Raw genomic sequence first — 13141 nt, 5'->3', positions numbered from 1 at the left:
GATGGACACCTCTTGTGAAGTAGGCGTCATTTACGCCATATTGAATTTGCACGTTCAATAACAACAAAAGGTGTCCAAAATGAAAGTTACACTAATAGGAATTGATCTCGCAAAAAATATCTTCCAAGTATGTGGAGTTAATCAAGCAGGCAAGAGTGTTTTTAACCGTTCGATTAAACGTGCTCAGCTCCTGACTTTTCTGCGTACTTACCCTGATGCCACTATTGCGATGGAAGCCTGCRGTGGCTCTAACTATTGGGGCAGAGAGTTACTTTCTCTCGGGCATGACGTCAAACTGATCCCGCCTCAGCATGTTAAGCCATTTGTCAAAGGCAATAAGAACGATCGCAATGATGCCTTCGCTATCTGTGAGGCAGCGCAGAGACCGAACCTGATTTTCGTCCAGCCGAGAACCTTAGCGCAGGTTGATATCATCATTACCCACAGAATTCGCGAGCGYCGGATCAGAATACGCACTGCACTAACCAATCAAATCAGAGGCTTACTAAGTGAATATGGAATAGCCCTCCCTAAAGGACGTAATCCATTGAATCTTTTGCTGCCGGAATTACTTGAGRATGCCAGTAATCAACTCACTACGATTGCACGCCAATACATGCGTGAGCTGATGGAAGAGTTGCGTGCGATCAACGTTGCAATAGGTTCGCTGGAAAAAGACATCAAACTGCAGGCAAGAACACACCCAGATGCCAAGCGACTGATGGGTATAAGAGGCGTTGCAGAAATCATTGCCACTGCCGCGGTGTCATTTGCCGGAGATGGCTCAGGTTATCATGGTGCTCGGCATTTTTCTGCAAATTTAGGACTGGTTCCTAAAGAGTTTTCCAGTGGGGGAAAACAAAAATTGGGCGGCATAACCAAACGAGGTAACAGCTATCTGCGGCGGCAACTGATCCAGGGAGCTTGGTCGATTATTCGTTATGCAAGTAAGAGTAATGACAGGATCTCCGTATGGGCCTTAAAGGTRATTGAGCGGCGAGGTAAACAGAAAGCGGCAGTAGCAATTGCAAACAAATTGGCRCGGATCATCTGGGCTATGCTGTTTCATCGCAGCGAATATCGGCCTTGTTAATATGTAAAAATCGAGTATTAAACTCACCTCAAAACACGACTACAGATAATGAAGTAACAGGTAATACCGGCCTTTGCAGATGCTGAGAGAGTACAAGRAGCATATGACTCCGAAAGGACGATAAGCAGCAAAGGCGCGGTTCTCATTAAGGCCAGAGARCAAAGATTCTCAYAAACAGGTCGGATATACGTACGCAGTATTACTTTCTGTTACTCAAAAAGTGGTTGATCTATTCGAGGTGTCCATATAGGACTTGCTGCGWGTCGACGAGYSAATGCCATGGCRAGCCTATATGCGTGGATACCTGCCAACGCTAACCCACTAAAAAATCTAACTAAAGATGCAGGTCCTCCGGCACTACTTTCCAACACATTTCAGTCTAAAAAATATGTTGCGTATATATTTTCAATCCACTGGTTACGCTAATGCTAAAAAGGTGAGCTAATGCCCTGGCGCGCCTATCACGAAAGCTATCTTAACAGCCGTCAGCAGGCCATTACAGCTACAAAAATAGCGATAAACCCAGTGAGTTTATCGCTATTTTGTTGTCTTGTTATTTCAGTCTTCTTAAAGCACTAAATCGCACTTGAATGCTGATAATCCAAATTCACTATGCCATTATAGGCCGCACCATTGCTGATGCGGCAATGGATTACTTAACGATTTCCATCTCGGCTAATAAATTGTCGGCATGATCTAAATACTTCATTACCCACAGCATATAACGGCTGTCGACATGAATAGAACGGTTAATCTCGTTATCAAATGCCCAACCGCCGATAATGCTTTCATACACACCGTCGAATAACAGGCCCACTAATTCAGCACGGCCGTTTAAGGTCGGTGAGCCAGAATTTCCGCCAGTAGTATCTAAAGTTGATAAAAAGTTTACTGGTACAGAATCTATTGATTTCATATAGAAATCACCATATTGCTTCTGCTTAATCAGCTCTAACTCTTTCTTCGGTGCATCGAATGGGTCAACACCCGTGTCCTTTTGCACTATGCCTTCAAGGCGAGTGAATGGCACGGCCACTAAACCGTCTTTTGGCGAATAGCCTTTCACATGACCAACCGTGACACGTAAGCTTGAGTTAGCATCGGCATACACTGGCTTTCCTTGCTCTAGGTTGTAAGCAATAATGGCATCCATATATTGCGGACGCACCTTCATTAGTTCACCCGCTAATTCTTTTTCTTTCTTTTCTTCGGCCATATCTGTGTCATACATAGCGACAGCGAATTGAATGAAAGGATCTTTAGAGGCTTTAAAATCGGCAACGGATTTATCCATCCACGCCAGACGAACGTCTTTTTTACCTAACTCAGTTTTGGCGTACATTTTATCTAAGGTTTTCGAAAGCTTAGCTTCACTAAACTTTTTATCGATACCAAAGGCTTTATCCAATGCGGGTAGGCGCTGATCTTCTGGCAGTGCGGCGTAGCGTTTTAGCATGTCGAGCAATACCGCTTTATCAACGCTTGGCGCATAACGACGGTCAATACGCTCCATGCTGGCTTTTAGACGTGTCATATCACGATCTTGGAAGCCCGGTTCACGCTGCATATCTGGCAGTTGTTTCTCGTTCGCGAGGCGATATAAGCTGCGCGCCGTCGGCAACATAGTCGTACTGCCTATGTAGCTTAAGATCATGTCACGCTCTTGATGCGTTTTACCTTTGGCAATCAAGGCATCTAATTCCGCTAAGGTTTTACCGTATTTCGCTTCACGACTGCTGTCTTTGGCAATCCACGCCGCAAGCTTAGCTTCGAGGGCTTTACGGTCAGCTAACATGGTCGATTTACCGTAAAACTCGATCATAGAAGTGAAGTTTTTCGCGTAATTTGCAAGGCCAGCAATTTGACTCTCGTACTTAATACGCTCGTCGCTGCCCTCTGGCGCGGTTTCTTTAATGATCTCTATAAAGCGTTCACGCAGCATTTTGCCTTCGGGATAAGCCCACTCAAACTCATTTTGAACTTCAGTGGCTGTGCGATATCTGTTGGTGCGACCTGGGTAGCCTGCCACCATCACAAAATCCCCCTCACTCACGCCTTTAGCCGATACTTTTAAGAAACTTTTTGGCTCATAAGGCACGTTGTCAGCACTAAATTCTGCTGGTTTACCTGCTTTAGATACATAAGCACGGTAGAAAGAAAAATCGCCTGTGTGACGTGGCCACATCCAGTTGTCTACGTCGCCGCCGTATTTACCCACGCTCGCGGCTGGGTTATAGACTAAACGCACATCACGGATTTCCAGTTGTTTAACCAGATAATATTCGAGACCACCGTGAAAGCTATACACTTGGCAACGGTAACCATCTTCTTTTTCACATTCAGCAACTAAGGCTTTTTCTTGGCTTTCAACACCTTGATAGAAGGCGCTGCCCACTTTACCTTCAAGCCCGTTTTTAACTCGCTGAGTGACATTAGTGACATCTTCAGTCACATAGACACGTGAGCCAGGGGTCGCAGGTAATTCATCGGCGAAGGTCTTAGCTAAAAAACCATCCTGCAGCAGATTTTTCTCAGGAGTGGAGTTGTATTGAATCGCTCCATAGGCACAGTGATGGTTAGTCACGACTAGGCCCTTTGGCGATACAAATGATGCAGTGCAACCGCCAAGGCTTATCACGGCATTCATAGGGAATTCGGTAAGTTTAGAAATCGATTTTGCATCAATTTCAAGGCCTTTTGCTTTCAGCTCATCAGCCATAGCAGGCAGTTGATGGGGCTGCCACATACCTTCGTCAGCCTGTGCGCCAAAACTAGCGGCCACGGCAACTGTGAGTAACCATTTTTTCATTGTGTTAAGTCCGTTTGATGTGAATGAAGCCACGCGCAAGCTGGGCTATTTTCTCGTTTTAATAGCGTTGTTTTAATTTTAAATAACTGTGCTAAAAACCAGCATCACTCGCTTTAAAACCTAAAAAGCAAAAAGTCAGGCCGGGGCCTGACTTTATCACATGCAACACTCTCTATAACAGACTCTGAAAAACTCGCTTACAAAGCAAATACATTTAATCAAAGTTACCCAGCAGCGTTCGCTAAAAAGCCACGCCTATTGCAATGAATTAGATCCCAACAAATAGTTGGGCACCCACAATCACGGCACCTAACAAGCCAGCAATGACTAATGCAACAGATCCGCCAGACACTTGATAACCACCGAGCTGCGACTGACGTTGACGCAGTGCCATAACAATTGGCAAGAAGATGATCATCACGACCAATGGTACGGCAGCAAATCCCAGTACCGCCACAAAGCCTTCAGGCAAATACAAGGCACACAAGACAGGCGGAATAAAGGTGAGTAACCAAGTTTGAATACGACCGGCAAACGTTTCTTTGGCACGAGTTAATTCGGCGATAAAGTCATATAAACTTAAGGTCACACCGAGGAATGAGGTCACTAAAGCTAAGTCAGCGAATAATGAAATACATTTGCTGATCCAAGGCGTATGAGCAATATCCTGCAATGCCGTGACGAGTGAAGGTAGTGAACCTTCAAAACTATTCACCTCATATCCGCCGACAGTGCCTAAAGTCACCAATAACCACAGAACATAACAAGCAAGTGGGATCGTCGAGCCGATTAACAACACTTTACGCAGTGATACCGCATCGCCATCGAGATAACGCACTAAAGTGGCGATACAGACGTGGAAACCAAACGAAGTAAACACTACGGGAATTGCCGCCATCCAATTGCTGGTCATAGACTCGGCAATCGCGCCAGTTGCCATGCTAGCAATACTGACTTCGGGCAATAAAAATAATACCACCACCACGAGCAATAGAATCATTAACGAAAATAGGAAACGTGAAACTTTATCGACCCAAGCAACACCTAGCGCCGCAAAGCCACCGAGCACGAGTGTAAATAACAACACTGCGACTTGATTATCGAGCACGATATCGAACATGTTCTTCGCTTTAAGCACTAATAACGAAGAACCGCCGGTGAGATAAGCCGCGGTCAAGGCAAATAATAAACTCAGGAAAGAAGCACCTTGAATTATTTGACCTTTTTTACCCAGTAACTTACCCGTAATAGCATGCACGTTATCCCCCACGCCAGTGCGTAAGTTAATTTCGAGCATAAGTAATGAGGTATAGGCGGACACGCCCCAAATAACGACGAGTAACACTAAAGCAGGGATAATACCTAAAGCCGCTGTGGCTAAAGGTAACGCTAACATACCTGCGCCAATGGCCGTCCCGGCAACGATGGCGATCGAGCCTAACATTTTTGAATTCACACAATAGTCCTGTTCAATAATTAATTATTATTTTATTTGAGTAAGATTTGAACCGATAAAGCCTTGCGTCTTAAATCGAAATAAGCGACACATCACTTAAAGCATCCAATCAGATCTCGACCTAGCAGATCAATTGGCCCCAATAGCTTTTGAATGTTTCAACCCAGTAGCCATTGAGGCTAACTAAATCGATTATTGAAAAATGGCATGACTTTCAATTGTGATAGCCCAAATTAATGTACCGATATAAGCATCGATTAAATAGATAGTTTGGGACATTAACAGAGCCAAACCCAGTGGGCAAGCCAGTTGTGAACAAAGAAGGGTAGCAAACGGTACGGTAACAACTTAATAGCGCTGTGATAAACGAAAATATACAAGCCAACAAAATCGCTACCTTTGTTGAGAATACCTGTAATCTTGTATTAGGCTCGAATCAAAATAAAGCCGGTCTTTTTCCATCCGATGCAGACAAAAAGGGCTTAAACACACGGATATGTTTAAGCCCAATCACATCATGTTGAGAATTGATTAACTCAAAAAGTTAATTTACAGCTCAGTCCACGCCATAGCCCAAGAAGCGCCAACACCTGGTTCAAATCCAGTGGCAGAAGCCGACCACTGCACGCAATAGCCGCTATAAGGGAATGGCTTACATTGATACACTTTGCCATTTTTAGGCTGTAACACTGTAGTACCTGCAACGTAACCTTTCACGCCTGCTGGGAATACAAAATCAGCTTCTGGTGCAGGAGCTTGATCCTTTAAGAAGAGATCAAAGTTCTGCTGAATAACATCACCTTGTTTAGGCTCAGCTTTTACCTGCAAATGATAATGTCCAGCTTTAGGCTCAACGACGTCTAACACTAAGCTAGCACTGGTATTGTTAACAGTTTGGCTCACAAAACCTGCCGCTGTGCCATCATGGCTAAACAAATACGCTGACACTAGCATCTCGGCGTTACTGGTCACATCAAAGCTGACCTTCGCCGCACCATCGATAATTTGATAATCATCGGCAAGTGAAGTGACTTCTAAGCTGTTGCCCGGAGCAGGAGCTAAATCAAATCCCACTTCGACACGCTCAATACCTGAGTTTTTCGCTGTAAAAATGTCGTTCTTGCCATACACAGGCTCAATCACACCCGATGCATTTTTTTGTCCCGCTTTTAACTGGGACTGCTGGGCATTAATCGCGCTCGCTAATAGGAAAGGCCAATTTTGTTTATCACCTTGAGTCGCATCACTAATGGTAATGACTGTTTGCTTAGCCGCTTGCTCACCATTGGCGTCAAACACCCGGGTCATCACTTTATCGCCTGCTTTTAGATCGAGTGACGGATTGATATCCCCCACATCTTGCCATTCACTCGGCACAACAGGACCCGAGCCCAAGTTCACATCGATAGCATTGTAGAAACTATTCGTCGTATCTCCCACTTCCCACACGGCCAAGATCACTTGATAACCACTGCGACCTTCTGGCACGTAGCAGTCATGGGTCACTAACTTAGGCGGCTGTTCCATACCACCATCAACTACGCAAAAGGGTGCTAAGTCAAAGCTCGCTCGACTCAAAGCTTGGTTTGGGTTCCAATCTTGGCGAGTTAAATAGTAACGCCAATTACGGGTGACATGGTTTGCTGTGAACTGCCAACTGAACTTATTCCAGCCCGCTTTAATATCCGTCTTTGCCCAACGGCTCGGACTTTGTTCATCCAAAGGTGAAAAAGCACCATTGCCAGCACTCGCCAATTTGCCATCAGCAGGACCTGATTCAGGAAAACCCGATGGCCCCTCAACACTTTGCGGCTCCCATTGCACCGCACCACAATTGGCATTTTTACCTGTTTTACAGGCATATGAACGCGATTCAGGTGCCACAACATAACCGTGCGCCTGCGCAGAGATACTCACAAACGCATTCGTCGCCATTACTGCCGCGGCCAATAAACTCAATTTAGAAATAGGGGAAAAAACAGTAGGATTTGCCACTTTAATGCACTCCATTGATTGCCTATCATCCTAAACATAATGATAGGCTTAGATATAAAAGTGGTATTTGGGCAAACAACAGTATTAAACAGCAGTCGTTTATCTTTCACAGAAATCGAATTCTGCGGCAACTCCGCTATCTTAGTTCACTAAAAAATCCATTTACAACCTTAGACCGGAAGCTTTGCGTCCTAACTTTTCAATTAGTTTGCCAAATACAGTCGTTATCATTGAGTCACTACGAGTTAACAGTATGTAACTAAGTAGAAATGACTTGGCTAAATTAGCAACAAAAGACAACGTTGTCAAAAAATAATTCATTTATATTCATTAAGTTACAGAATGTGAATCGGTATTTTTCTGACACCCGTCAAACATTTATCAGCACCTACTGTTATAAACTCGTGCTTGAAACTAAATCTTACCTAGGTATAATGCCCACCTCGCTTCGGGGGAGTAGCTAACTGGATTTCGAACCATCGTCATCTAGGGTGAACATCAACATACTTGGCAACATGCCATGGTGTTCACAGCAAATCATAGATTTGCCCAGCAAGACCTGAGCACAATTACCGCACCTAGGGGTGGACGGTTTATTGTGCTTATGTCATAACCACCCCTAAAGGATCACACTTGGAAGCCCTACTTGCCTCAACCTTTACGGTTGCTATCGCCGAAATTGGTGATAAAACTCAATTACTTGCACTAATCCTCGCCGCAAGATTTAAAAATAAAACCGCCATTATTTTAGGTATTTTGCTGTCGACATTATTTAACCATTTTGCCGCCGCTTGGATTGGTCAATGGGCCATTAACTGGGTAAGCCCAGATCTTGCACGTTATTTAGTGGCTGCGTCCTTCTTCGCGATCGCTCTTTGGGTGTTAATCCCAGATAAAGTCGATGCAGAAGAGAGCCGTTTCTATAAAATGGGCCCCTTTCTCGCTACCTTTATCCTGTTTTTTATCGCCGAAATGGGGGATAAAACGCAAATCGCAACTGTGGTATTAGCCGCAAAATACGATTCATTAACTATGGTGGTTGCAGGCACAACCTTAGGCATGCTGCTTGCTAACGTACCCGTAGTGATCGCAGGCCACTTCAGCGCCGAAAAATTACCTATGTTGTGGATACACCGTGGCTGCGCGGTATTGTTCGCACTCTTAGGCGTAGCAACACTGTTCTTCTAAGAATCGAGGCTGTGGTTTTGCTGCAGAATAAAATTTCTTCACGCAATATTTTATTCTTTTAAACCTAACCGTTTTGCAAGTCGGTGCAAATTACCTGTATCGATTTGCAATATTCTTGCACACGCAGCCCAATTTTGTTGATTCGCGGCTAAAACTTGACGAATAAGTTGACGCTGATATCTCTCAGTCGCCGCCTTAAGCCCCAGTATAACACTGGAATTATCTTGCGATTGTCGCTCACGACAGGCCGACTCAGACCTAAATGCTAATTCACTGGCTGGCGTTGCGGCATCTGATGGCCTATCTTCGTCGACTGTTCTGTGTGCTTGATTCATCAAAGAATCGAGCTGAAAATGTTTATCACTTAAGCTGATGTAAGCCGTTTTTAGCTCGGCTTTCGCCAACACCGCAGCCCTGTGTATCGCATGCTCTAGCTCACGCACATTACCCGGCCATGTGTATTGCTCTAATAACTGCTGCGCTGCGGGTGTGATATTGATATGGGTGAGTCCTAACTTCGCTTTACAACGTTCAAGAAAAAAACCTGTCAGCATAACAATATCTTGCCCACGCTCTCTTAATGGTGCTACGTGGATAGGAAATACGCTCAACCTATGGTAAAGATCGAAACGAAAGCGCCCTTCCGTTGCCTCTTGGTGCAGAATTCGATTAGTGGCAGCAATAATCCGAGTATTAACTTTTAGGCTCTTATCACTGCCCACTCGCTGTAATTCACCGTATTGTAAAACCCTCAATAACTTAGCTTGCAGCCCCAAGGGAAGCTCCCCGATTTCATCTAAAAACAAGGTCCCCTTGTCAGCGAGTTCAAACTTGCCTTGCCTATGACTGATTGCCCCCGTAAATGCCCCTTTTACATGCCCAAATAACTCGCTTTCGGCGACGGACTCCGGCAATGCAGCGCAGTTCAAATAGATAAGTGATTTATCGGCTCTGGTCGATTGATTATGTATCGCCGCGGCCACTAACTCCTTACCCACACCGGTTTCGCCGGTAATTAATACCGATAAGTCAGTGCCTGCCACGGCACTTATCTGCTGCTTTAGCGATTGGATCTGTGTGGATTGCCCTATGATCTCCTGCTGACTAGCAGGACGATTGAGCACCTCAGTGCCATTGGAAACTTCAACAACTTGGGATTCTAGCTGTTGCATCAATAACGCAGTATTAAGACTGGCTGCGGCCAGTGCGCTGATCACACGCAACTCGCTATCACTAAAACCATCAAACTGATGAGGGTTGAAACCATCAATGGTGAGCGCCCCAATTAAGCGATCGTTCGCGATTAGTGGTAAACCAATGCAAGCATGTACATGTAAGTTCGCACTATGATGTGGAATTAAACCATCATACGGATCGGGAAGTTCACTGTCGGCAGGGAAACGAACCACATCGCCAGCACGGGCGATAGCCTCTAATCTCGGATGCTCACTAATTTGAAAGCGCCGCCCTAACACTTCGGCAAAGAGCCCATCTATCGCCAAGGGGACAAATTGCTGCTCCCGAAATGCCAATAATGCCGCAGCATCACAATTGACACGCCGCCTGACCACTGCCAACAAACGCTCAAATCTGTCTTGCGTCGACACGCCGACAGTTAAATCTAAGGCTAACTGAGTTAAATCAGCATGGGCACTCATAGCACATCCACAGTCAAATAAAGTCATATTGACAACAGTGTAATGTCAATTTGACCAATATCAAATTGTCATTATGACACCAACAAGTGATTTCAAATGTTGAAATACGTTAATACCAATAAAAATCAACGCCTTACAATGTTGGCATAGTGAGTGCAATAAGAGATTTAACTAAATAAGCAAGATTTACGTAGCGCATTCATTATTAATTATCACAGGTGTATTTATGACTATTCATGTAAAAAACAATATCCACTGGGTGGGTCAACGCGATTGGGAAGTGCAAGATTTTCATGGTACTGAGTACAAAATAACTAAAGGCACAAGCTACAATAGCTACCTTATCCGTGAAGAAAAAACCGTGTTAATTGATACAGTTGATCATCGTTTTAGCCAGCAATTCTTACAAAATCTTGAAGCTGAAATTAATTTAACCGACATAGACTATATTGTGATGAACCATGCAGAGGAAGACCACTCAGGCGCCCTGACTGCATTAATGGCCAAAATTCCTAACACTCCAATTTACTGCAGTGAAAATGCGGTCGACTCCATTGTAGGACATCACCACCACCCAGAATGGAATTTCATTACCGTAAAGACAGGGGATAGTTTAGCGATAGGCAATGGTAAGCAACTGATATTTATCGAAGCACCTATGTTGCATTGGCCAGATAGCATGATGACATACCTCACCGAAGATGCGGTTTTATTCAGTAACGATGCCTTTGGCCAACACTATTGCGACGAACATTTATTCAATGATGAGGTTGATCAAAATGAATTAATGGAACAATGCCTACGGTACTACTCAAACATTTTAACGCCCTTTAGCAGCCTAGTGACGGCTAAAATTCACGAAGTATTAAGCTTTAATTTACCTGTAGATATGATCGCAACTTCACACGGCATTGTGTGGCGTGATAATCCTGCCCAAATTATTCACCAATATTTAGCTTGGGCCGACGCTTATCAAGAAGACCGCATCACGATTTTCTACGACTCTATGTCCAATAATACTCGCATGATGGCCGACGGTATTGCTCAAGGTATTCATGATGTTGACCCCAATGTAGCAGTAAAAGTGTATAACGTCGCACGTCATGATAAAAACGAAATCCTTGCACAGGCATTTAGGTCAAAAGGTATTTTAGTCGGCTCATCCACCATGAATAATGTGATGATGCCTAAAATTGCCGCCATGCTTGAAGAAATCACGGGCCTGCGTTTTCGCAATAAAAAGGCGGCAGCTTTTGGTAGTTATGGCTGGAATGGCGGCGCAGTCGATAGAATTCACACTCGTTTGATGGATGCTGGTTTTGAAACCTCGGTGGGATTAAAAGTCAAATGGCGTCCCGATCGAGATGCGATGCAAGAATGCCGTCAGCACGGCCAGCGAATCGCGCGAGAATGGGCATTGCGGCCCCTTGATAGCGCGAATAGTCGCTCTATCATTAATCAAGTCATGTCAAAACCTAGCCAAGCCACCACGGCCAGTCAAACAGCTGAAAACACTGCTACTAATAACGTCCCTGTGACGGCACCGATTGCAACAAACGCGTGCGAATTAAATGATACACAATCAATGATTTGCACCGTTTGCCAATGGGTTTACGACCCTGAAAAAGGAGAACCTAATCAAGATGTCATTGCTGGCACACCTTGGACTCAAGTGGCCGAAGACTTCCTCTGTCCCGAATGTGGCCTAGGTAAAAGCGTTTTCGCTGTCATAAAAAATGAGGTGACTAATGCCTAAGCCAATCGTCATTATCGGCAGTGGATTCGCGGCATATCAGCTAGTCAAAACACTGCGACGTTTAAACCGCGAACAACCGATTACAGTTATCACAGCCGACTCTGGTGACGAATACCATAAACCAGATTTAAGCCATGTGTTTAGCCTTAAAAAAATGGCGTCAGACCTCATAAAATTGACCGCGACTGAATTTGCACATGAGCAACAAATTGATGTAATAAATCACTGTGAAGTCATAAAAATAGATAAAGTTCGTCAGGTAGTCTGTTGCCATCAAGGACGCGAAATTGCGTACAAAAAATTAGTGCTTGCCACGGGTGCACGGCCCTTTATTCCACCTATAGAGGGAGATGGCGTCGATATCATCCACACAGTTAACAGCTTAATAGAATATCAGGCCTGCGAAGCAGACATCCATGGCGCGAGGAGAGTACTGGTTATCGGTGCTGGTTTGGTCGGAGTTGAACTGGCAATGGACTTAGCAACTGCAGGTAAGCAAGTGTTTTTGGTCGATCCACAAGCGAGCTTAATGCCGAATATGCTACCCGAAATGTTAAACCACAAACTGACCGCTGTACTAAAGCAGCATAACGTCACAGTGCAATTGCAAACCCGAGTCAGCCAACTGCAACACCAAGATGGCAGTATCTCTGTGTGCCTAGATAATGACCAACGGTTTATTTGTGATGCGGTTATCTGTGCAGCCGGACTGATCCCTAACAGTCAACTTGCCCAGCATGCGGGGCTAGAGGTCAATAAAGGTATCGTCGTTAACGAATGCTTACAAACCAACGATGCCCATATTTATGCGCTAGGTGATTGCGCCCAAATCAACGGCCAAAATAGGGCCTATTTGCAACCTGCGTTACTGAGCGCCAATGCGCTGGCGAACACATTACTGAACCAACCGACAGCAGTGAATTTTCCCGCCATGCTCATTAAAGTGAAAACGCCACTGTTACCTATGCAGCTCAGCGGTATAACAGTGAATGGCGTCTATCGCTGGCAAGTCGATATTGATGCTCAAGGAAGCTGTATTAAAGCATTCGACGTGGATGAAACATTTATAGGATTTATCGTAACCGAGGATAAAATGCAGCAAGCATTTGGATTGTTAAAGCAGCTAAATAGCCCTAATGCAGCGCTCATCGCGGCCTAAGAGCACATTAACGAGAATGTTAATATT

The 13141-nt window shown here is 44.7% G+C and carries 8 protein-coding genes and 1 riboswitch; of the genes, 4 read left to right on the top strand and 4 right to left on the bottom strand.

Going from position 1 to position 13141, the window contains the following annotated elements; translation table 11 throughout:
* Positions 1 to 79: 79 nt before the first annotated feature.
* Complete coding sequence (locus tag L5L91_RS12485; protein WP_263236727.1) at positions 80 to 1093, top strand: IS110-like element ISShes7 family transposase; 1014 nt, start codon at positions 80 to 82, stop codon at positions 1091 to 1093.
* A gap of 652 nt (positions 1094 to 1745) precedes the next feature.
* Here the strand turns inward: L5L91_RS12485 and L5L91_RS12480 are convergent.
* The 3 genes from L5L91_RS12480 to gbpA all read right to left on the bottom strand — a co-directional run bounded on the left by L5L91_RS12480 (position 1746) and on the right by gbpA (position 7353).
* Entirely contained in the window at positions 1746 to 3902 is a 2157-nt protein-coding gene (locus tag L5L91_RS12480; RefSeq protein WP_263200407.1) for a S46 family peptidase, read from the bottom strand.
* A gap of 268 nt (positions 3903 to 4170) precedes the next feature.
* On the bottom strand, positions 4171 to 5346 hold the full coding sequence (locus L5L91_RS12475) for an aromatic amino acid transport family protein (protein WP_173248682.1): 1176 nt from the start codon (positions 5344 to 5346) through the stop codon (positions 4171 to 4173).
* 561 nt (positions 5347 to 5907) lie between these two features.
* Positions 5908 to 7353 (bottom strand): N-acetylglucosamine-binding protein GbpA, encoded by a 1446-nt coding sequence (gene gbpA, locus L5L91_RS12470; protein ID WP_168824930.1) that lies wholly within the window; start codon positions 7351 to 7353, stop codon positions 5908 to 5910.
* A 123-nt stretch (positions 7354 to 7476) separates the two neighbouring features.
* Positions 7477 to 7576: riboswitch (cyclic di-GMP riboswitch) on the bottom strand.
* 410 nt (positions 7577 to 7986) lie between these two features.
* Here gbpA and L5L91_RS12465 point away from each other — a divergent pair.
* A complete protein-coding gene (locus L5L91_RS12465) occupies positions 7987 to 8541 on the top strand; it encodes a TMEM165/GDT1 family protein (RefSeq protein ID WP_131524629.1) in 555 nt (184 codons plus the stop codon).
* A 50-nt stretch (positions 8542 to 8591) separates the two neighbouring features.
* Here L5L91_RS12465 and norR read toward each other — a convergent pair whose 3' ends face one another.
* A complete protein-coding gene (gene norR, locus L5L91_RS12460) occupies positions 8592 to 10199 on the bottom strand; it encodes a nitric oxide reductase transcriptional regulator NorR (protein WP_242068390.1) in 1608 nt (535 codons plus the stop codon).
* A gap of 226 nt (positions 10200 to 10425) precedes the next feature.
* Here norR and norV point away from each other — a divergent pair, with 226 nt between their 5' ends.
* Both norV and norW read left to right on the top strand, forming a co-directional pair.
* Positions 10426 to 11955: an anaerobic nitric oxide reductase flavorubredoxin gene (gene norV / locus L5L91_RS12455; protein ID WP_263141745.1), complete on the top strand. Its 1530-nt coding sequence runs from the start codon at positions 10426 to 10428 to the stop codon at positions 11953 to 11955.
* Entirely contained in the window at positions 11948 to 13114 is a 1167-nt protein-coding gene (gene norW / locus L5L91_RS12450) for an NADH:flavorubredoxin reductase NorW (RefSeq protein ID WP_168824924.1), read from the top strand. The genes norV and norW overlap by 8 nt, the downstream gene beginning before the upstream one ends.
* Positions 13115 to 13141: the final 27 nt, after the last annotated feature.

Origin of the sequence: Shewanella sp. SM55 (genome assembly GCF_025654025.1) — a bacterium.
In the GTDB taxonomy this organism is placed as follows: domain Bacteria; phylum Pseudomonadota; class Gammaproteobacteria; order Enterobacterales; family Shewanellaceae; genus Shewanella; species Shewanella oncorhynchi.
This window is presented reverse-complemented; position numbering and strand designations above follow the sequence as displayed.